A 21,228-nucleotide genomic window follows, 5' to 3' on the forward strand; every position below is an offset into this window, starting at 1 on the left:
AGGCACTCCTAGTCAAATAATTGAGATAAGTCCAAGCCTCCAAAAGGATTGTTTGATAAGCTACTTTCTGTCTCTAACAATTCTCTAGCTTGATCTGACTCTAAGAAGGACTCGTAAACACGCGCCGTCATCCGAGCATCCTCTAAACTATTATGGGACTGTCCTTGAAATCCAAGAAATGAGGCAACAGTTTGCAACTTGAGATTGGCAATACCATGTAAATCTGAACTACGACGTTCAAAAGCTTCATCATACAAATCCACCTTGTACTGCTGGCTGTAGTCTAAACCATGCTCTGCTAGAATAGGCAAATCACTTTTAACAGCATTGTAGCCTATCATCGGCAAAGAACCCACAAACTCTTGGAATTCTTTTATGACTTCCTCCACTGGGGGAGCATCTTTTAGAGTCTCGGCTGTAATCCCAGTCAAACCATTGATAAAACTTTTTAAGGGAACACTGGTATTGACATAGGAATCATAGGCATCGATTTCCTGACTATCTCTAAAACGCACTGCCGATACTTGAATCAAGTGTGTTTGTCCTTCGTGCTGATTAAATTCTAAGTCAAAAGCAATGTAATCTTCTAATCGTTCCATTTTCTACCTCTCCTATACTATCTCTGTTCTAATCAACTATACTATTCACAAACAAAAGAAGCCATCAGGTTAGCACATAACCTAAACAGCTCCTTGATTATCCTCCAAATAAACGAGCAAAAAAGCCTTTCTTAGTGGATTGGACTTCTTCTTTTGCTTGGTCCAGCTCTAGCTTAAGATTTTCTTGATCCTTCATTGCTTGAAGGGTCAATTGTTGCTGCTGATCCAGTTGTTTATCTTTCTCAGCAATCTGACGGTCTTTGATGCGCATCTGCTCATCTTTTTCTGCTAACTGACGATCCTTGGCTTTTAATTGTTCATAGAGACGAAGAATTTCTGCATTCTTCTCATCAACCAGAATCTCCATCAGTTCACGTTGCTTGACATCTTCACTGACAGGCTCATCTTCAAAAATCGTTTTTTTATAGATTTCTTCTAGCTTAATCAAGCCACTTCTGGTAACGACTGTTACCCCTTTGTCATTTTTATCTGTGTCTTCTTCTGGTAATTCTTTGACACGGTTATTGATTGCTTGGCGAGATAATCCTAAGACCTCTGCAATCTCACTGACGGTCATTTCAATACTCATAATATCCTCTGAAACGTTTTCTAGCTTTTCTTTACTTAAATCTTATCATAAGCTAGAAAAACTGTCAAATTTTCGCTTAATTTAAGGCCTTCAAAAAGGCTAATAAGACTTGGGCAGAGCGACGTCCAGCTTCGATAATAAACTCATCAAAAGAGATGTTTGCTTCATGGTTGGCATTGTCACTCATAGCTCGAATGACTAAAACTGGAAGATTAAGAGCATGCGCTGCCTGAGCAATAGCTGCCCCCTCCATCTCAACAGCCAAAACATCTGGAAAATGAGACTTAATCGCTTCTATCTTATCATTTCCTGCGACAAAACTATCTCCTGTAGCAATCAAACCAAGATGCCAGTTTTGATCCAATTGAGATAAACTCTCTTGGATTTTGGCAACAAAAGTTTTATCTGATTCAAAATAAAGCGGTTGTTGCGCCATTTGCCCATAAGCATAGCCAAAAGCTGTAACATCCACGTCATGATAGGCTAACTTGTCAGCAATTACAACATCCCCAACAGCGATACCCTCTGCTACTGCTCCAGCAGATCCCGTGTTAATCAAAGCATCCACTTGGAAATGATCAGCCAAAATCGCCACACTCATAGCAGACATGACCTTACCAATTCCACTTTCTACAAGAACGACTTCATGCGAGGCAATGGTGCCTGTATGATAGGTATTTCCTAAGACAACTTGCTCTTGGGCATTTTCTAAATGCTGGACCAAATAAGCCAGTTCTTCTGGCATTGCCGCAATAATTCCTATTTTCATTTCAATTCCTTTTCTATTACAAAAGTTTCATTGCTAAGACAAGCAAAATCAAGAGAAAGATGACTGCGAATAAAATCTTATTCAACTTAGAATTGAAGACATTTCTCTTGGTATTTTCAATGCGACGGCTTTTATGAATAGACGGTTCGACCTGAATCTTCAAGGTTTCCTGGCTAAAACCATGATCCTTAGGATTGGCATAACCAAAACGGGAAGAAGAGGTTGGTAAAATCTTAGTCTCCTCATTATCATCTAGCAAAGGAGGACCTGAAATTTTTTCGCCTCTATTAGCTCTTTCAATCATTTCATCCGTTAATAAAGGTTTACCCATGCTGACCTCCTCTATTTTTTGTGCAATTCCCAATACTGAACAGCCATAATTGTCTTGGCATCACAAATATGACCTGATTGGATCAATTCCTTGGCTTCTTCTAAGCTCACTTCAAGGACTTCCAAGGTCTCATCTTCATCCTGTGGACGCGGATTTTTCACCTTTGTCAAGTCGCTCGCTAGGTATAGTTTTAACTTTTCATTACAAAAGCCAATGGCTGAGTAAAAGTCGTACAAGAGTTCTAATTTTCCTGTATAAGCTGTTTCTTCCTCTAATTCACGCAGAGCTGCTGCAATAGGGTCTGTATTTTCTCCTACTTCCAATTTTCCAGCTGGAATTTCGTAAGAGACAGCCTCAATAGCTTTGCGGTACTGCTTGACCAAGATAAGTTTTTGCTCATCCGTTACTGCTAAAACACAAACAGCTCCATTGTGGAAAATCAAATCCCGTTGGGCAGTTCCCTTGCCTTCTGGTAATTCAACCTGCTCTTGGACCAGTTTAAATATTGGTCCTTGATAGATTTCTTTTCTGCTAAGCGTTTTTTCTTCAAATTCCATGATAGGCTCCTACTGATTATTAGGATGATGAGGAAGACGTGTTGCATATTCGTCTTTATTGACCTGACGACCGCGACCAATAGCAATAGCATCCGCCGGCACGTCTTTAGTAATAGTTGAACCAGCACCAACAAGAGAATTGTCACCTAACTCAACTGGCGCAATAATGGTTGAATTCGAACCAACAAAGACATTGTTGCCAATGATTGTCTTGTATTTGTTTTTGCCATCATAGTTGACTGTAATGGTTCCTGCACCGAAATTAACCTTGCTACCCACTTCACAGTTTCCGATATAAGTCAAATGACCAGCCTTGGTATTCTCACCGATAGAAGAACCTTTCACCTCAACAAAGTTTCCAATATGTGCTTGGTTAGCGATACTTGAACCTGGACGAATGTGGGCATAAGGACCGACTGTCACGTCGTCTGCAACACTACTTTCCTCAATCATAGAATTGGTAATGATCGCTCCTGCTCCGATAGTGCTGTCCACTACATAAGTACCGTTTGTCAAAACAGTCTCAGCACCAATTTTCGTTTGCCCCTTCAAGGTAACATTGGCTTCGATTTGAACTTCGGGAGCAATCTCAACATCAATATCGATATAAGTTGCTTCTGGATTGACAAAGCTAACACCATTGATCATGTGTTGATGATTGATGCGACGACGCATAACCGACTCAGCAGTCGCAAGAGCCACACGATCATTTACCCCAAGACTTTCATCAAAATCTTTCAAAGTATAGGCTCCAACTTTTTCACCAGCTTCACGGAAAATGCCGATGACATCAGTTATATAGTATTCACCTTGAGCATTGTTGGTATTGATATTTTTCAAAGCCTCAAACAAACGTTCGTTGTCAAAAACGTAAGTTCCAGTGTTAATTTCCTTGATTTGCTTTTCAAAATCTGTAGCATCCTTCTGCTCAACAATGCGAAGAACCTCAGCATTGTCATTACGTACAATTCGCCCATAGCCAAAAGGATTATCTGTTTCAGCAGTCAAGATAGTGGCCACATTTTTATGATTGATGTGGAAATCAATCAAGTTTTTCAAGCTTTCACCAGTGATTAAAGGAGTATCTCCTGCAATGACCAAGGTGTGACCGGACAAACCTTCCAAGATAGGCTCTGTCATCATAACCGCATGACCAGTCCCCAACTGTTCAGATTGAGTCACAAATTCTGTCTGTCCAGCCAAGACCTCCTCAACCAATTCTGCCTTGTGTCCGACAACTGTTACTGTCTTTTCAGGTTGGATAGCTCCCACACTACGGAAAACATGTTCCAACATAGAAATACCCGCAACCTTGTGCAAAACTTTTGGCAAATCAGATTTCATGCGAGTCCCTTTACCCGCTGCTAAAATAATGGCAAAATTTGACATAATCTTCTCTTTTCTGTAGAAATTCCCTTTTATTATACCATATTTCAAATCATTCCGCGCCCTTGAATGAAAAAATGCTCCAAAGTCTCTTCTTTAACCCATTTTTTTGATTTTTTTTGATTTTTAGGGTAGAATTATAAGATATGAGAAAACAAATTCATCCACTTATTTTATTTAGTTTTTTTGGGATCATAATTTTCATTTTAATCATCAATCGCCCACTTAATGACAACCAATCGTTTAAAACAAAATCCAACATAGCGCAGATTGAAGCACAGGCTTTGAAACACTTAGACAAACCGATTATTGACCTCTCTGGCTGGCAGCGTCCTGAGGAAATCAACTATGACGCCCTCTCACAAAATATTTCAGGCGCTATTGTTCGCGTCCATAGTGGCGCTCAAACGACAAAAGAAAATGATGCTTCCTTTATCAATGGAATAGACAAGGCCTATAAAAGTCATATCACTGAACTTCAAAAGCGGAATGTCCCAGTTGCTGTCTACGCTTATGTAGCTGGAAAAAGTGTCCAAGAAATGGAAAAAGCCGCTGAGGTTTTCTACAATGCAGCCTCTCCTTACAGCCCTAGTTACTACTGGCTAGACGTAGAAGACAAAACCATGTCCAATATGAACGAGGGTGTTGAAGCCTTTCGAGCAAAACTAGCATCACTAGGTGCTAAAAACATCGGAATCTACGTTGGGGTCTATTTCATGGAAGAACATAGTATTGATACAGGCAAGTTTACCTCTGTTTGGATTCCGTCCTACGGCTCTAACTCAGGATTTTTGGAGAGCAGTCCTAAAACTGACTTAGATTATGACATTCACCAATACACATCTAAAGGAAAAATTGCCGGCTTTGACCACGATTTGGATATCAACGTCATCTCTCCCTTAAAAAACAAAGAAGAAACCTTTAGAAAAATCTTTTTAAAACCTTAAAAGCATTTGTTTATCATTTGCTTTTTCTTTTTGTGTTTGATTGTGATACAATATAGTAAGGATTTTTTGAAATAGAAATAGTTGGAGGAACTATATGCTCTCATGGTTAGCGCGCATTATTAAAGGGATTGTGATTGCTCTTGGATTTATCTTACCGGGAATTTCCGGAGGGGTTCTAGCAGCAATCTTAGGAATTTATGAACGGATGATTGGCTTTCTTGCCCACCCTTTTAAAGACTTTAAAGAAAATGTTTTGTACTTTATTCCAGTTGCCATCGGTATGCTTCTGGGAATTGGCCTATTTTCTTACCCGATTGAATACCTGCTTGAAAATTATCAGGTCTTTGTCTTATGGAGCTTTGCGGGTGCCATCATTGGTACGGTTCCTAGCCTCCTCAAAGAATCAACTCGAGAATCTGACAGAGACAAGATTGATTTGGCTTGGTTCTGGACAACCTTTATCATTTCTGGACTAGGACTCTATGCCTTAAATTTTGTCGTTGGAACCTTAAGTGCTAGCTTTCTTAATTTGGTCCTAGCAGGTGCACTGCTGGCTCTTGGCGTATTGGTGCCTGGCCTCAGTCCATCAAATCTACTTTTGATTTTGGGTCTCTATGCTCCCATGTTGACTGGTTTTAAAACCTTTGACCTCTTGGGAACCTTCTTCCCGATTGGAATTGGTGCAGGTGCAACTCTCATCGCTTTTTCAAAATTGATGGATTATGCCTTAAACAACTACCACTCACGCGTCTATCATTTCATCATCGGTATCGTCCTATCAAGTACCCTTTTAATATTGATTCCAAATGCAGGAAACGCTGAAAGTATCCAATACACAGGACTTTCACTTGTCGGTTATGTCATCATCGCCTTCTTCTTTGCACTGGGAATCTGGCTTGGTATTTGGATGAGTCAATTGGAGGATAAATATAAATAATGGCAAAAAAAGTTAAAATCAAAAAAACATTGGTGGAACAAATCCTGTCTAAAGCAGGTATCCCACATCAGGGAATTCAAATCAATGCCCTGGAAGGAGAGCTGCCTCAAGGTTATGGACGAGATCAGATTTTCAAAACCTTGGCGCTTCTGGGAGACAAGACAGGACCGATTATCGGAATTGTCCCTATCACCCAACACTTGTCTGAAAAGAAACTAGCTAAAATTTCTGGCAATAAAAAAGTGAGCATGATTCCACAAAAAGACTTGGAAAAAACAACTGGTTATATTCATGGAGCCAATAATCCTGTTGGTATTCGTCAAAAACATAATTACCCCATTTTTATCGATAAAATCGCTCTCGACTTGAATCAAATGATTGTTTCTGCAGGAGAGGTCGGTCACAGCATTATCGTCTCGCCACAAGACTTGGCTAGCTTTGTAAAGGCAGACTTTGCCGATATTTTGGAGGACAGCAAGTAATGAAACTCTACTTTGTCCGCCACGGTCGTACTGTCTGGAACCAAGAAGGTCGTTTTCAAGGTGCTAGTGGAGATTCTCCCCTTCTTCCTGAATCCATTGAAACCCTAAAACGACTTGGCCAATATCTCAAGGAAATTCCTTTTAATCAGATTTATGCAAGTGATTTACCTCGAGCGGTCAAATCTGCTGAGATTATCCAAAGTCAACTCAAGACACCCTGTCCTTTAGAAAGTGTTCCGAATCTCCGTGAATGGCAACTGGGGAAGTTAGAAGGTTTAAAGATTGCAACCTTGGAAGCTATTTACCCGCAACAAATCCAGGCTTTTCGTTCAAATCTTGCTCAATTTGACACTCAAATGTTCGGAGCCGAATCCCTCTATAGCACAACACAACGAACTATCCAATTTATCAAATCATTAAAAGATAGTCCAGCTGAGCGTATTCTAATTGTCGGTCACGGTGCTAATCTTACTGCTAGTCTTCGTACTCTTCTAGGTTATAAAGAACCACTTCTTCGTAAAGAGGGCGGTCTAGCAAATGCCAGCCTAACCATTCTAGAAACCCATGATTTTGAAACATTCACTCTCGATACGTGGAATGATACTTCCTATCAATCATAATTATAGCCTAGTCTTCTGAACTAGAACAATAGGAGATATAGTCAGTTGAAACAAAAATAAGACAAAAGAGCCTCGTAAAAAGGTATTGCAACTTGCCAATACCTTTTTGATATGAACACGTGTCTTCTCAACAGGATTGTAGAGCAAAATGAAATAAGAACTGAATAATGTGATTTGAGAATTTAAATCAATTTATAAGAATTTTTTAGAAGCAGTGATGTACTAGTTCAGATTCACTTTTCTATACTAATACTCTTCGAAAATCTCTTCAAACCGCGTCAACGTCGCCTTGCCGTACTCAAGTACAACCTGCGGCTAGTTTCCTAGTTTGCTCTTTGATTTTCATTGAGTATAAGATGAGTAGGGAGGAAGAGGTAAAATTTTATGTCCAAACTCTTCACATAAGAACTCTAGCTTACCCATTCTATGGAATCTTGCATTATCCATTAAAACTTCCAACTAATACTCTTCTAAAATCTATTCAAACCACGTCAGCTTTACATTATATATGTTGGTGACCTCATAAGTTTTGTCTGCAACCTCAAAGCTGTTCTTTGAGAAGCCTACAGCTAGCTTCCTAGTTTAATCTTTGCTTTTCACTGAGTATTAAGTTAAAAAATGAGGCTAGTCAAAAAGTCTTTAAAATCAAAAAACGCATAATATCAGGTATTGAAAACCTTGTACTATGCGTTTTATTGTGGGAAGATTTACTTCATTTTTTCCTGAAGTCGAGTTTTTTCCCTGACTTATTGATTTGGACTATTCTTTTGATGCACTACTGCTTGAGCTTGAATCTCCGCCACCGATATATTGGGTAAAAATATTTTGGAAGGCTTGGTCCTTAACCTTGATATTGGCTGCTTGCAATTCTTTTCCGATAATGCTTTGAACAAATGTTGAATCATTTTGTTTTTGAGTCAAGATAACAGTTTTTAATTTTTCTTTGTAGTCATCAATATTAGATGATTTTTCTGTTTTCTTAATGAGTTTTACAATGTAATATTGGCTACTGTAGGCTTGTGTGCCAGTTGCTGTAATCACATCAGAAATGCCATTTACATCTAAAGCGAAAGCGGCTTTCTTGACTTGCTCAGGTACTTCCGTTGAAGCAGAATCAAAGGTAATTTCTCCACCATTTGCTTTAGTTTTCTCATCAGTTGAGTTATCTTTGGCTAATTGAGCAAAATCAGCACCTTCTGCCTTGGCTTTTTCGAGAACTTCTTTGGCCTTATCTTCATTATCAAGACGGATGATTTGCGCCGTTACATCTGGAGTGTATTCGTCAAAGGCCTTCTTGTAAGCATCATCTGTCAATTCAGCTTCTGCTGCCTTCTTAACTGCCAACTCAACCAATTTACTTGTACGAATTTGAGCTTTACGTGTTTCAAGAGTCATGCCTGCTTGTGACAAGACACGTTGGTAGTTTTCTCCATATTGTTTTTCTTCTTCGGCAATAGTATCATCAACCTCTTTATCATCAAGCTCTGAGCCATATTGTTTTTCAAAAACTTTTTGGATGGTCATATTTAACAAGACTTGTTGGGCTGAAGGGTTGCTTTTCACTTGCTCATAAAATTGATGTTCTGTGATGACATCCCCTTTCATGCTGATAAGGTCTGCCCCTTCTGAACCTTTCGAACAAGCTGCTAAAGTTGCTACTGATAATAGTGTAATGGCACCTGCCAATAGTTTTTTCTTCATGTCTACTCCTTTGAGATAAGTGTTACTCTATCTATTTTACTATATTTTCTTAAATTTTTCTGAAAATTATTCGCTGTCAGGCAATTGAACATCTGCTACATTTTTACGAAGCATGAGAATGCCGTCACCCAGAGGTACTAGTGTTGCGGTGAGTCCTGGATTGTCTAAGGTTGCATCAAATAGTCTTTGAAGTCCTCGATAAATGGTTCGCTGGCCACGACGAACTTCCATAATGTCCTTGGCAACATCACCACCTTGGAAAATATCATCCAAGACAACCACACCTCCAACTTCCAAATGTTTGAGGATTTCTGGCAGAAAGACGATGTATTTAGACTTGGCAGAATCCATAAAGACGAAATCATAGGATTCTGTCAGTGTAGATAAGACGTCTACCGCATCTCCTTCTAAAAGCGTGATTTGCTTGCGACTATCAAACTGGGCAAAATTTTCCTTGGCAAAACCAATCATTTCTGGATTGCGATCAATAGTTGTAATCTTGGCCTTTGGCGCATGTTCTGCCATCAAGAGGGCAGAAAAACCGATAGCCGTCCCAATTTCCAGAATGTTTTTAGGTTGCATGGTTTCCATAAGAAAACGGAAATAAGCAACCGTTTCATGGGGGATAATGGGAATATTTTCCTTACGGGCAAAATCTTCCAATCCTTTCAAAGATCCTGTGACTTGCTTTTGACGCTGACGCATCAAGTCCACAATTTCTTCCTTGACGACAGGGCGACGCATGTTATGGTTGGCATTTTTACTATACGATTCAACCATCTTATGCCAATCCCAATTTTTCAACAAGGGCTTCAAACTCATTTAAACGGCGTTCAAAGACTGCAAAGGCATCGTTGAGGTAGTCTTCCTTCTCCATATCAACACCAGCTTTTCTCATGACATTGAGTGGGTAGTCAGATTTACCTGCCTTGAGATAATCGATATAGCGGTCACGGTCTTCTTGACTACCATGGACAATCTTTTCAGCCAGGGCTGAGGCTGCTGCAAATCCAGTTGAATATTGATACACATAGTAGTTATAGTAGAAGTGTGGAATGCGTGCCCACTCGTATTGGATTTCAGGATTGTCTTCCTTACTCAAACCATAATACTCTTGGTTCAAGTCTGCGTAGAGTTTATTTAGGAAATCGCTTGTCAAAACTTCCCCATTTTGGTCTGCTTGGTGAATGGCGTGTTCAAACTCGGCAAATTGAGTTTGGCGGAAAACTGTTCCACGGAAACCATCTAGGAAGTTATTGAGAATAGCAAAGCGCGTTGCGTCGTCTTCCACTTCTTCCAATAATTTCTCCGTCAAGATATTTTCATTGGTAGTTGATGCAATCTCAGCCAAGAAGATAGAGTAATCTCCATAAACATAAGGCTGAGTCTCGCGAGTATAGCTAGAATGCATGCTGTGGCCTGTCTCATGAACAAGAGTAAAGAGACTGTCAAGATTGTCCTGCCAGTTAAGGAGCATAAAGGCATTGGTATCGTAAGAACCACCAGAGTAAGCCCCTGAACGCTTGCCTTGATTTTCGTAAACATCAATCCAACGCTCGCTGAAGGCACGTTTAACACGGCTCAAGTAATCCTCACCCAAGACTGACAAAGCATCTTCTGCCTTTTTCAAGGCTTCTTGGTAGGTAAAACTGTATTCAACAGATGAAAGTGGTGTATAGACATCGTACATCTTGAGGTCTGAAATCCCCAAAATCTTTGAACGAAGCTCAAGGTAACGATGCAAGAGTGGCAAATGCTTGCGAACTGCTGCTACCAAATTGTCATAAACACTCTCTGCAACAAAATTCGCCGCTAGAGCTGCATGACGAGCACTCTTGTAGTTGCGAACTTTGGCACGATAGTTTTGAACCTTAACATTGGTTTGCAAGGTTTTGGCATAAGTGTGTTGGAATTGCTCATAAGTCGCATAAAGGGCTTGATAGGCACCACGGCGAACCTCACGATTTTTAGACTCCATCAAACGTGTGTAAATACCATGAGAGAGCTGAACTTCCTTACCATCATCGTCAAGAACATAAGGAAAAACAATATCCGCATTATCCAAGATAGCGAAGGTTTCACTTGCCGAACCAAAGATTTCTCCAGCTCCAGCCAATAATTCTTCTTCGCGTTGTGATAGAACGTGATCCTTGCTTTGCAAGAGCTTGTCAAAATAGTGTTGATAAACCTGCAGCTTTGGTTGAGCCTCTAAAAAGTCAGCATACTGCTTTTCGCTAATATCCATAAATTCAGGCTCATAGAATGAAAAGGCTTGGTCTAGCTGACTGTAGAGAGTCATGGCCTTGGCATAGTACTCTTGGTACTTGGCTTCACGTGTGTCTTGGTCATTCTTCATATGAGCATAAACGTAAAGCTTCTCCATTTGGCGTTCCATTTCAAGAGAAAATTCAGTAATTTCGAGTAGGCTATCCGCACTATTCAAGAGATGGCCTTCATACTGGGCTACTGTCTCCAATTGTTCTGTTAAATCTTTTAAGGCTTCTTCCCAAGCCTGGTCAGTTGGGTAGATCGTTGATAGATCCCATGTATCTTTTTCATTTATTTCATGTCTTTGTAATACCATTAGATTCCTCCATCCTTTCTATTCTACCATATTTTTTAAGAAATATTGCTGATAAAAGGCTGGTGGATAGAGCTTTTGCCAATCATTTTGAGGATTTTCTTGATAATAGGTTTGAAAATACTGATAATAGCGAGTCAAATCTTTCTCAATTTGGCAAAAATTACCTACTAATGGTCGAATTTGTGGATACCATTCTTTTAGCCCGTAAGTCAGGAGATTTTCCCCCTTCTGGTAGGCTTCTGCTTGTTCTTTCATCCAAATAGGATTTTGATAATAGAGTTGTTGCCGGATATAGCGACAGATGTCCTTATCCTGAGAAACTGTAAAATAAGATATTTTTTGTTTCTTATAGGGAAAACGTAATATCTCCAGTAGACTAGCTTGACCATAGGGAAATTCCTTAATCTGATAATAGAGTTTACCACGGAGGTCTTGGTGAATCAGGTATTTGAGTCTTAAAACTTGTTTTTCCTTGTCTACTTCCCAAACATAAAAGCCCATATTTTGACTGAAATAAAGAAAACCTTCTTGCAGACGGGTCAAACGCTCCTTGAGCCAAAGTTTTTGACCCAGCAACCACAGTACTTGGTAACCCTCACTACGATAACCCTCACTACGCTCTTTAAGAACTTTTTGAGGCAAGGGACTACACTGAACCTCTAAAGCTAGATTGCCATTTACAAATACATCCGCAATCTGTTTAAGCTCTGGAAGAGGGTATTCTAATTGTACCTCAGCCTCTGTTTTCAACCAGTGATAAAGGGATTCTTTATTTGCCAGATGTTCTGGACTTTCATTTTCAGAGGAAAAATCACAGTCTTTTAAGGTTTTGTGGGCAAAATGGGTCCGGACACTTGGTCCTTGACGCAAACGGAGCTGACCTCCACAAGCTGGGCAAGTGTAGGCTTGCTTCTCAAGCTTATCCTCTAACACATTTACCAATTCTCCCCTAGTATCTCTCGCAACAAACATGATTTCCCTCCTTTTCTATATTATTCGAAAAAAAGAAAAAAGATCAGGAAAATTCCTAATCTTCATTCATGTTTATTTAATTTTTTTAGCTAGCATGGTCGCAAAGCGTAGTTGAATACGATTGCCATTTTCGTCACGACGGTGCAAATGGCCTGGATTTTCATTGTACTTAACCAATTCCCAGTCCTTGTAATAGTCTGCCAATTCCCCTTCTTTAAAGGTAAATGGGAAGTTCACAGAGCAAGGGTAATCTTCCGTATCCATAGCACAAACGATAAGATTATAACCACCGACCGTGGTATGCTCCTGCATATTTTTGATAATTGCAGGAATGCAGTCTGCTTGTAAAAACATCAAAACAACAGTTGATACGATAAAATCATACGCTTGCCCAATGCTAGCTGAATTGATATCGTAAAGACCAACAGGCATATCTAGGTCTTCCTGTTCCACAATGCTTTGCAAGATTTCAAGAGCCAGTTCATTTTGATCCACAGCTGTCACATCAAAACCTTGCTGGGCTAGAAAGAGTGCATTGCGGCCTTGACCACAGCCCAAATCTAAGGCTTTCCCTGGTTTTACTGTCTGCATAGCCTCTAGGACCTCTGAATGAACAGGATTGGTATTGTATTTCTTAGGGAAATAATCCGCAGGTTTACAATAAAATTCCAAATACCATTCTACATCGTCTGTTACAGCCTCCACTCGGTGCCAAGCTTGTGGTTGTGCCATTGGATTGTCAGCCCCTGCTTCAAAGAGATGTTCAGCTAGAACCTCACCATCCTCTGTCAATTCAATAAACTTGAGAGTTCCTTTTAAAACAGTAATCTTGCCCCAAGTCCCAACCTTGGTATTGTGTTTCTGCTGAACAGCCTCTGGCATGGTTTCTTTAGTCCACAAAGGCATACGTTTATAAGCAACTAGTTTTTCCATCTTCATTTCCTCTTTTTATCGCTGATTAACAGCTTTCATCACGCGCGCAATGTCGCGGTTTTGCTCACGACGTTTAATAGACTCCCGTTTATCATAGTCATGCTTCCCTTTAGCTAAACCTAAAAGGAGCTTGGCATAACCATCTTTAATATAGACTTTAAGAGGAACCAGCGTCATTCCTGTTCCTTTAGTCTCTTGTTCTAATTTTTGGATTTGCTTCTTATGGAGTAAGAGTTTGCGACGGCGTTCTGGTTCTTGATTCCAGATATTACCCTCTTCGTAAGGAGCGATATGAACATTGCTCAACCAAACTTCTCCATTTTTCACTTGGGCAAAGCCATCCTTGAGATTGATTCGAGCAGCTCGCACACTCTTGATTTCAGTTCCAGTCAGGACCATTCCTGCCTCTAGCGTATCTACGATTGTATAGTCGTGGCGCGCCTTTTTATTTTGCGCGACGACCTTTCCCTCGCCCTTTGCCATGCTTGGCTCCTTTCTTAGCTACTTCCTTGTAAAAAGGTTTCTTTCCTTTTTTCTTCTTGTCTTTTTGTGAATGCTTGCGCTTATCATTTGAGCGTCCTGATTTTCTCTTATCTTCCTTCTTATCTGAACGACGACTTGAACCACGCCCTCTGTCACTATGACTAGACTGTTTCAAGCCCTTCTCAATCACATCAAACTCACTTGGAATATAAGAGAAGTCGATTTCACCGGTCATCTTATCCGCTCTTTCAACCCGAATACGAATCTGCTGACCAACTCGGAAAGTGATACCTGATTTTTCTCCACGAAGAGTCAAATCCCGCTCATTGAAATGATAAAATTCAGGTAGATTTGTGATGTAAATCAATCCTTCAACTGTATTCGGCAATTCAACAAAGAGACCAAATTTGACAATACTTGATACAACAGCATCATACTCTTCGCCCACGTATTCTTCCATGTATTCAGCCTTTTTCATGGCTTCTACTTCACGCTCGGCCTCGATAGCACGACGCTCCCGGTTGGAAGACTGGGTCGCAATCTCTGGAATCACTTGCTCAAAATGCTCTGCTATTTCCTTAGAACGGTCGTAATCCCGAATCATACGGTGAACAAGAAGGTCTGGATAACGACGAATCGGACTAGTAAAGTGAGTGTAATAGTCAGCCGCTAATCCATAGTGGCCGTGATTGTGCTCAGAATAGCGAGCCTGCTGCATAGAGCGAAGAAGCATCATGGACAATACATCTGCATAAGGTTCTCCCTCAACAGCACGCATGATGTCTTGGAGAGCCTCCTGGCTAATCTCACTGGCAGTTCCATAAATGCGCAAGCCAAAACTCGAAGCATAATCAATAAACTTTTGAACCTTTTCAGCCTTAGGCTCCTCGTGAATCCGATAGATAAAAGGCAAATCCAGCTTGCTAAAATGCTCAGCAACTGTTTCATTTGCCATCAGCATAAATGATTCAATCATGCGCTCGGCAACACCACGCTGACGAAGAACGATATCAACAGGCTTTCCTTGTTTATCTACTAAAATCTTCGCCTCATTGGTATCAAAATTGAGGGCACCACGTTTCACACGCATGTTTTCTAGAGTTTCATGGAGCTTAGCCATAAGTTCGATACTAGGAACAATTTTCTGATATTCTTGTCTCTTCTCCTCGTCACCTGCTAGGATATCATTGACATCACTATAGGTCATACGGAAACTTGTCTTGATAACAGTTTGGGTAATAGTGTAATTAACCACACGACCATGTTTATCAATCTCCATAATGGCAGACTGGGTCAGACGGTCAACTTGAGGATTGAGGGAGCAGATGCCATTTGACAGTCGTTCTGGAAGCATTGGAACCACACGGTCTGTCACATAAACAGAAGTCGCACGATTAAGGGCTTCCTTATCAAGGGCAGACCCCTCGGTCACATAGTAGGAAACATCTGCGATGTGAACTCCAAGTTCCAGATTGCCATTTTTCAATGCTTTGATATGCACCGCATCGTCCAAGTCCTTGGCATCCGCACCGTCAATGGTAAAGGTAATCTCATCTCTTAGATCCAGACGGCCTTCCATATCCTTTTGAGACGGAGCATCCGGCACACTTTCTGCTTCCTTGACAACGGCTTCTGGAAATTCTGAGACAATGTCCATTGATTCCAAAACCTCAAGGACATCAATTCCGACATCCGTCGAATGCCCCACCACATCGAGGACACTCGCGACAAAGAAATCATGTTTCTTGCTTGGGTATTTATCGATAAAGACCTTGAGAACTTCTGTTCCTTCTAGTTTTAGAGCTGGTTTCTTAACATAAATCGGTTGACTGATTTTCTGATTTTTCGAACGGATGTAGCCAGCATACTTGGGCTTTTCCTGATCTAGAACGATTTGGCCGACAACTGTTGTCAGGCTGTGTTCTAAGATATCGATAATTTTGGCTTCTGCTGCTGTTCCCTTATTGCGGTCAGCGACTTTCTTGATGACGACCTCAACGGTATCACCATCAATAGCATAGTTGACATCGTTTTTTCCTACAAAAAGGTCGTCCTCCTCACCTTCCAGACTAACAAAGCCAAAGCCATTTTTATGGGCATGAAAAATCCCCTTGAGGGTAATCTCATGTTTTTTCTTGGCTTCCAAGGTCAGACTGCCATCTTCTTCAAAGCGAATCTGGTGCTTTCTTTCCATTAAGGACAAGGTTTTAATCAACTCACGAAAATCCTTGGAACCGTCTTTTCCCAAAGCCTGAGCCAAGTCATTGACAGTTACCTTTCCCTTATCTTGCAAATATTCTTTTATTCTATCTTTCATATTTTCTTTCTAGATTTTTAATTTTCTTTTACTGTAAAACCTTCTCAAACATCCTTTAAAAATAAAAAGAGGCAAAGACCTAGTCCTGCCCATTATTTTCTTATCTACTTGATAATACCGTCAATGCTAAGGCAATGGCTAGCCAGAAAAAGACTAAAATCCCTGTCAAACGCTGCATTACAGCTTCGAAACCGCGTGCTTTACTGCGTTCAAACAAATCACCTGAGCTGGCATCAAACACATTGCTGGATTGGTTTTTAGTTGGTTGCATGAAAATCGCAATCACAATCACAACAGATAATACTAATAAAATGGTTAATAATAGGTTATACATATCAAACTCCTTAAAATCCCTATTATTTTACCATAAAATCTACTTAGATTCAAGATGTAGGGTTACTTTTCTTTCCTTGGGACAATACTTTAAAACCTCAATCTTGTCTGGATGGGTTTTTGAATTTTTACTGGTTAGGTAATTGATACTGCCACAAGAGGAGCATTTGAGATTAATTTTTACTCGCACTAGATTTCCTTTACTTTTAATAATGTTCGAAATTGAATCAGGTTAAAGAGACAACTAAAGGCAACACAAAGGCTTGTCGCATAAAAGACAGCATGGTAGCCAAATTGACCTGCTACTGCAGAACCTGCCATAGGCCCAACGACACCTCCCAGATAAAAGAATACCTGATTAAAGGCAAAGACCCTCGAAATACCGGCTTTGGGTGTCATCTTACTGAGAAGGGCATTAACTCCAGGAATCAAGGCACCGGTTCCCAAGCCAAAGAGGAAACGATAGAGTCCTAGTTGAAGGGGGCTAGAGGCATTAGCACAGAGGAGATAGATGATGACTGAATAAAACTGGGCTACAACTAAGAGGCGATGATTACCCACTTTATCACCTAGCTTGCCCATGACTCCTGCACTCATCATACTGGAAAAGCCCATACTGGATACAATCAAACCAGAGACAAAAAGAAGATTCTCTGTCTGCCCTAAGTCGCGTACATAAAGAGCCAAAATAGGGCCAATCGATTGAGCTGAAAATTGGATGACAAAACTGGTCAGAAAGAGGTTGACCAAAAGATAGGGATATTTAACTGATGTAAATAATTCCTTGGTTGGGATGACCTTTTCCTTGGCTACTGGTTGAAAATCTTCCTTGATAAAGCAAATAGTCAAAACAGCAGCTAAAAATAGAAAGCTACCAACCAGTAAAAAGACAGTACGAATGCCAAATAATTCTGCAATAAAGCCACCGATAAAGGGACCCGTTAGAGTACCTGCAACTACGCCTGTAGACAAAGTACCTAAGGCAGAGCCTGATTTCTCCTTGGGAACCTGACTGGCTATCAGGGCTGTTGCATTGGGAACAAAACCCGCAAATACACCATTCAGTAAACGAAGAAAGATTAACCAATAGATATTTGGTACAAAGGCTAAGCCTCCCATAGTAATGGTCATGGCAAGCCCAGCTCGAATCATCATGGGCTTTCGACCGTATTTGTCAGCAAGGATGCCCCAGATAGGAGAAAAGAGCGCTGCGGAAATAGCAGAGACAGAAATAGCTAAGCCTGCATAAAAAGCGACTTGCTCACTCCCTACACCTAGATTTTCCACAAAGATGGGCATAAAAGGTACAACCAAAGAAATACTGGCTCCTGTCAGAAAATTACCAAACCAGGCAATGCGCAGATTATCCTTCCAGTTAATCTCTGTCATCTTGCCTACCTCCCTCAAGAAGGATATGCACTTGATTAAGAAGCAGGTTCTGATTGCCATTATTATCAAGAATATGGCTGGCCAAATCTTTCTTTTTTTCTAAAGGCCACTGGGCTGCCAGACGAGACTCAGCTTCATCTTTGGACAAGTGGTCCCTTTTCATTAGACGTTCTACTTGGACATCTCGGTCCACATAGACCAACCAAGTCTCATCAAACCAAGAGACGTAGTCCTGCTCAAAAAGTAGGGGAATATCCATGAAGAAAATCTCTTCTGTCTGAGCCAACTGGTCTCTCAAAGTAGCCAGTTCCTCACGGATAATCTCCCCTTGAATTTGCTTAGACCATTCTCGTTCTTCAGGATTTGAAAAGATGAGACTAGCTAGGAGAGGGCGATTGAGTTCTCCATTTTCTAAGATAATTTTTTGACCAAAGTGCTGGACTAGAGCTTCAAACAGACGACCACCAGGTTTCTGTAGTTGGTGGACGACTGCGTCGGCATCCACTACTTGAAATCCTTGCTTTCTTATAAAATTTGTCACAGTTGACTTACCAGAGGCAATTCCCCCAGTGATTCCGATGATTTTTCCCATCAGTCCCTCCTTTGACAGTTTGGACAAAAGTGGGTGCCTCGTCCGCCTAGTTGGATTTTCTCAATGATGGTGGCACAACGTGAACATTCTTGACCAGCCTTATCATAGACCTGATGAAAATCCTGCATGGTTCCATCTTCCCCAAAGGCATTGGTATAGGTCCGAATGGTGGAACCACCTTTTTCAACAGCCTGGCCCAAAACAGCAATGGTCTGGTCATGAATGGCAGTCGCTTCTTCTGCTGTCAAAGTCTGGGAAGGTCTAGCTGGATGAATCTGAGCTCGCCAGAGAACCTCATCCACATAGATATTGCCAAGTCCAGCTACCAAAGTCTGGTCTAAAAGATGGGGTTTGATAGGCTTTTTAGAGTTAGCTAGAGCTACTTGAAAGACCTGCAAATCAAAGTCTTGTTCGCTTGGTTCTGGTCCTAGTTTTTTAGAAAAAAAGTAGGCTTCCAAAAGGTCAGGAGCCAAGAGTTCCATAGTACCAAACTTGCGTACATCCTCATAAACAAGCGTGCCACCGTCCTCAAACTGAAAGAAAATATGGGCATGCTTGCGTTCAGGAACCTGATCTGGATAGTAAAAATACTTGCCCTCCATCCGCAAATGGGAAATCAAGACCTTGTCTGTCAGGTAAAACAGCAAATATTTGCCACGACGTCCCATTGACTCAACAATCTGACCAGGCACTTCCTTTCGAAACTCGTCCAAATCCGTCTTAATCATCTTGGTATAGCGAATTTCTACACTCGAAATCTTCTTACCCAAAATCAATTTTTCTAAGCCACGACGAACGGTTTCAACCTCAGGTAATTCAGGCATACGTCCTCCTTCTGTAAAAACAAGAAGCAGGCATGAGCCCACCTCTACTTAGTATTCTTTTTCATTATAGCCAAAGTCAGCCAAATCTAGCTTTTTATCACGCCAATTTTTCTTGACCTTGACCCATGTTTCTAGGAAGACCTTATCTCCTAGCATAAGTTCGATATCACGACGGGCCATGCTACCAATTTTCTTAAGCATAGCACCACCTTTACCGATGATAATCCCTTTTTGACTATCACGCTCGACCATAATTGTTGCACGGATGTGAACCTTGTCTGTCTCTTCGTCTCGTTTCATAGAATCCACAACTACTGCGACAGAATGAGGAATCTCTTCACGAGTTAGGTGCAAGACTTTCTCGCGAACCATTTCTGAAACTAAGAAACGCTCTGGATGGTCTGTGATTTGATCAGACGGGAAATACTGGAATCCTTCGTCCAGATTTTCACTCAAAATATCCACTAGACGAGAGACGTTATTCCCTTGAAGAGCTGAGATTGGAACGATTTCCTTAAAGTCCATCTGATTACGAAAATCATCAATCTGAGACAAAAGCTGGTCTGGATGGACCTTATCAATCTTGTTCACAACCAAAATCACAGGAACCTTGGCAGCCTTGAGACGCTCAATAATCATGTCATCTCCCTTACCACGCGCTTCATCAGCAGGCACCATGAAAAGAACGGTGTCCACTTCGCGAAGGGTACTGTAGGCAGACTCAACCATGAAATCTCCGAGAGCTGTTTTAGGTTTGTGAATCCCTGGTGTGTCGATAAAGACAATTTGCTCCTTATCAGTCGTGTAAATTCCCATGATTTTATTGCGCGTTGTCTGCGCCTTGTCACTCATGATGGCAATCTTTTGCCCCATAACGTGATTTAAAAAGGTTGACTTCCCAACATTGGGACGTCCTAAAATGGCTACAAAGCCTGATTTAAAAGTCATAATTTCCTCTTACTGTTTAAAATATTAAGTCCCAGATTCGTGGGAGAAAAATCAATGCGCCTGTTAAGGCTGCGAAAAGAGAGACCACTAATACCGCGCCAGCCGCCATATCCTTGGCATTTTTAGCCAGCATGGAAAAGTGATAGTGGCTGGCCAAATCCACCACATTTTCAATAGCAGAATTGATAATTTCAAAAGCTACTACCAAGAAAATGCTCAATAGGAGAAAGAGCCATTCGATTCGTGACACCTGAAAAACAAAACCTGCAAGGATGACTACTAAAGCCGTCACGGCATGTTTTCGCATATTTCGTTCTTCCTTGATGGCAGTAAAAATTCCTGTGAGAGCAAATTCTAAACTGGATATCAGGTCACGATTTTTCCATTTTCTTTTATTGTCTTGTGAGTCCATAGGCTGTCAAAATTTCTTCTTGTAAACCGAACATCTCCGCTTCTTCTTCCGGAGTGTAGTGATCATAGCCGTTGATATGTAAAAAGCCGTGTACTGCCAAGAAGCCCATCTCACGCTCAAAGCTATGGCCATATTCCTCGGCCTGCTCATGAGCCTTATCGATAGAGATGAATAGTTCCCCAATATAGGCATCAAACTCAGACATCATCTCTGCCAATTCTGGATTTTCAAGTAAATCCTCTTCGTCAAAGGCAATTTCCAACTCTGGCTTATATTCAAGGCTGATAACATCTGTCGGACGGTCTGTGTCACGGTACTCCAGATTGAGTTCATGGCTACGCTCGTTGGTCACAAAAGTGACTGCCATTTCCTTGTCTTCTTTTCCTAATTTTTGGGCTGCAAATTCCAAAATTTCTTGGGTTTGTTGCAACATTTCTTTTGAAACTTGACCAGTTTCATCTACCATTTCAATATACATGTGCTTCTCGTTTCTCTTTACTTGGCTTTATTATACCACATTTCC

Annotated in this window: 25 protein-coding genes and 1 pseudogene; 4 read left to right on the forward strand and 22 right to left on the reverse strand. The window is 40.9% G+C overall.

All coding sequences use genetic code 11. The features are described from left to right. Positions 1-8: 8 nt before the first annotated feature. The 6 genes from SP4011_RS06930 to glmU form a co-directional block, all read right to left on the reverse strand. Positions 9-599, reverse strand: coding sequence for a 3'-5' exonuclease (locus SP4011_RS06930; protein ID WP_176139732.1), 591 nt, complete (start codon positions 597-599; stop codon positions 9-11). Positions 600-696: 97 nt separating this feature from the next. Further along, positions 697-1,188 (reverse strand): chromosome segregation protein RocS, encoded by a 492-nt coding sequence (gene rocS, locus SP4011_RS06935; RefSeq protein ID WP_023932717.1) that lies wholly within the window; start codon positions 1,186-1,188, stop codon positions 697-699. Positions 1,189-1,264: 76 nt separating this feature from the next. Further along, positions 1,265-1,957, reverse strand: a complete 693-nt coding sequence (locus SP4011_RS06940) for a 5'-methylthioadenosine/adenosylhomocysteine nucleosidase (RefSeq protein WP_338618465.1) — start codon at positions 1,955-1,957, stop codon at positions 1,265-1,267. A 16-nt stretch (positions 1,958-1,973) separates the two neighbouring features. Further along, positions 1,974-2,288: a cell wall synthase accessory phosphoprotein MacP gene (gene macP / locus SP4011_RS06945; RefSeq protein ID WP_000517865.1), complete on the reverse strand. Its 315-nt coding sequence runs from the start codon at positions 2,286-2,288 to the stop codon at positions 1,974-1,976. A gap of 11 nt (positions 2,289-2,299) precedes the next feature. Next, positions 2,300-2,845 carry an NUDIX hydrolase gene (locus SP4011_RS06950; protein ID WP_338618466.1) on the reverse strand — a complete coding sequence of 182 codons (546 nt, stop codon included), beginning with the start codon at positions 2,843-2,845 and terminating at the stop codon, positions 2,300-2,302. A gap of 9 nt (positions 2,846-2,854) precedes the next feature. Beyond that, positions 2,855-4,234 (reverse strand): bifunctional UDP-N-acetylglucosamine diphosphorylase/glucosamine-1-phosphate N-acetyltransferase GlmU, encoded by a 1,380-nt coding sequence (glmU, locus tag SP4011_RS06955; protein WP_338618468.1) that lies wholly within the window; start codon positions 4,232-4,234, stop codon positions 2,855-2,857. Positions 4,235-4,377: 143 nt separating this feature from the next. Between glmU and SP4011_RS06960 the strand changes: the two genes are divergently transcribed. The 4 genes from SP4011_RS06960 to SP4011_RS06975 all read left to right on the forward strand — a co-directional run bounded on the left by SP4011_RS06960 (position 4,378) and on the right by SP4011_RS06975 (position 7,217). Next, positions 4,378-5,178 carry a GH25 family lysozyme gene (locus SP4011_RS06960; RefSeq protein WP_001231220.1) on the forward strand — a complete coding sequence of 267 codons (801 nt, stop codon included), beginning with the start codon at positions 4,378-4,380 and terminating at the stop codon, positions 5,176-5,178. A gap of 94 nt (positions 5,179-5,272) precedes the next feature. Continuing rightward, positions 5,273-6,115, forward strand: coding sequence for a DUF368 domain-containing protein (locus SP4011_RS06965; RefSeq protein WP_338618469.1), 843 nt, complete (start codon positions 5,273-5,275; stop codon positions 6,113-6,115). Then, a complete protein-coding gene (locus SP4011_RS06970) occupies positions 6,115-6,597 on the forward strand; it encodes an aminoacyl-tRNA deacylase (RefSeq protein ID WP_338618471.1) in 483 nt (160 codons plus the stop codon). The genes SP4011_RS06965 and SP4011_RS06970 overlap by 1 nt, the downstream gene beginning before the upstream one ends. After that, the gene (locus SP4011_RS06975) at positions 6,597-7,217 is read left to right on the forward strand and encodes a histidine phosphatase family protein (protein WP_338618472.1); all 621 of its coding nucleotides are present in this window, start codon (positions 6,597-6,599) and stop codon (positions 7,215-7,217) included. The genes SP4011_RS06970 and SP4011_RS06975 overlap by 1 nt, the downstream gene beginning before the upstream one ends. A 357-nt stretch (positions 7,218-7,574) precedes the next feature. Here SP4011_RS06975 and SP4011_RS06980 read toward each other — a convergent pair. From SP4011_RS06980 to ybeY, 16 genes and pseudogenes are all read right to left on the reverse strand, one after another. Beyond that, positions 7,575-7,670 (reverse strand): annotated as a pseudogene (locus SP4011_RS06980) (IS630 family transposase); the annotation flags it as partial. Between the two features lie 306 nt (positions 7,671-7,976). Continuing rightward, the gene (prsA, locus tag SP4011_RS06985; protein WP_338618474.1) at positions 7,977-8,918 is read right to left on the reverse strand and encodes a peptidylprolyl isomerase PrsA; all 942 of its coding nucleotides are present in this window, start codon (positions 8,916-8,918) and stop codon (positions 7,977-7,979) included. Positions 8,919-8,984: 66 nt separating this feature from the next. After that, on the reverse strand, positions 8,985-9,698 hold the full coding sequence (locus tag SP4011_RS06990) for an O-methyltransferase (RefSeq protein ID WP_338618476.1): 714 nt from the start codon (positions 9,696-9,698) through the stop codon (positions 8,985-8,987). 1 nt (position 9,699) lies between these two features. Beyond that, positions 9,700-11,502, reverse strand: coding sequence for an oligoendopeptidase F (pepF, locus tag SP4011_RS06995; protein WP_338618478.1), 1,803 nt, complete (start codon positions 11,500-11,502; stop codon positions 9,700-9,702). A gap of 18 nt (positions 11,503-11,520) precedes the next feature. Next, on the reverse strand, positions 11,521-12,474 hold the full coding sequence (locus SP4011_RS07000) for a competence protein CoiA (protein ID WP_338618480.1): 954 nt from the start codon (positions 12,472-12,474) through the stop codon (positions 11,521-11,523). Positions 12,475-12,546: 72 nt separating this feature from the next. Next, positions 12,547-13,407, reverse strand: a complete 861-nt coding sequence (tehB, locus tag SP4011_RS07005) for an SAM-dependent methyltransferase TehB (RefSeq protein ID WP_338618481.1) — start codon at positions 13,405-13,407, stop codon at positions 12,547-12,549. A gap of 15 nt (positions 13,408-13,422) precedes the next feature. Continuing rightward, positions 13,423-13,890 carry an SsrA-binding protein SmpB gene (gene smpB / locus SP4011_RS07010; RefSeq protein ID WP_001051750.1) on the reverse strand — a complete coding sequence of 156 codons (468 nt, stop codon included), beginning with the start codon at positions 13,888-13,890 and terminating at the stop codon, positions 13,423-13,425. Continuing rightward, the gene (gene rnr, locus SP4011_RS07015) at positions 13,853-16,207 is read right to left on the reverse strand and encodes a ribonuclease R (protein ID WP_338618486.1); all 2,355 of its coding nucleotides are present in this window, start codon (positions 16,205-16,207) and stop codon (positions 13,853-13,855) included. The genes smpB and rnr overlap by 38 nt, the downstream gene beginning before the upstream one ends. A 100-nt stretch (positions 16,208-16,307) precedes the next feature. Further along, positions 16,308-16,541 carry a preprotein translocase subunit SecG gene (secG, locus tag SP4011_RS07020; RefSeq protein ID WP_000282517.1) on the reverse strand — a complete coding sequence of 78 codons (234 nt, stop codon included), beginning with the start codon at positions 16,539-16,541 and terminating at the stop codon, positions 16,308-16,310. A gap of 39 nt (positions 16,542-16,580) precedes the next feature. Then, a complete protein-coding gene (gene rpmG / locus SP4011_RS07025) occupies positions 16,581-16,730 on the reverse strand; it encodes a 50S ribosomal protein L33 (protein ID WP_001809104.1) in 150 nt (49 codons plus the stop codon). After that, positions 16,730-17,929 carry a multidrug efflux MFS transporter gene (locus SP4011_RS07030; RefSeq protein WP_338618491.1) on the reverse strand — a complete coding sequence of 400 codons (1,200 nt, stop codon included), beginning with the start codon at positions 17,927-17,929 and terminating at the stop codon, positions 16,730-16,732. The genes rpmG and SP4011_RS07030 overlap by 1 nt, the downstream gene beginning before the upstream one ends. Further along, the gene (coaE, locus tag SP4011_RS07035) at positions 17,916-18,521 is read right to left on the reverse strand and encodes a dephospho-CoA kinase (RefSeq protein WP_338618492.1); all 606 of its coding nucleotides are present in this window, start codon (positions 18,519-18,521) and stop codon (positions 17,916-17,918) included. The genes SP4011_RS07030 and coaE overlap by 14 nt, the downstream gene beginning before the upstream one ends. After that, positions 18,521-19,345 (reverse strand): DNA-formamidopyrimidine glycosylase, encoded by an 825-nt coding sequence (mutM, locus tag SP4011_RS07040; RefSeq protein WP_338618494.1) that lies wholly within the window; start codon positions 19,343-19,345, stop codon positions 18,521-18,523. Before mutM ends, coaE begins: the two co-directional genes overlap by 1 nt. Positions 19,346-19,393: 48 nt before the next feature. Further along, complete coding sequence (gene era / locus SP4011_RS07045) at positions 19,394-20,293, reverse strand: GTPase Era (RefSeq protein ID WP_000143264.1); 900 nt, start codon at positions 20,291-20,293, stop codon at positions 19,394-19,396. Positions 20,294-20,309: 16 nt separating this feature from the next. Continuing rightward, complete coding sequence (locus tag SP4011_RS07050; RefSeq protein WP_000378165.1) at positions 20,310-20,705, reverse strand: diacylglycerol kinase family protein; 396 nt, start codon at positions 20,703-20,705, stop codon at positions 20,310-20,312. Continuing rightward, entirely contained in the window at positions 20,686-21,183 is a 498-nt protein-coding gene (gene ybeY, locus SP4011_RS07055; protein WP_000275156.1) for an rRNA maturation RNase YbeY, read from the reverse strand. Before ybeY ends, SP4011_RS07050 begins: the two co-directional genes overlap by 20 nt. Between the last annotated feature and the right edge of the window lie 45 nt (positions 21,184-21,228).

It is taken from the genome of Streptococcus parapneumoniae, from assembly GCF_037076355.1.
GTDB lineage: Bacteria > Bacillota > Bacilli > Lactobacillales > Streptococcaceae > Streptococcus > Streptococcus parapneumoniae.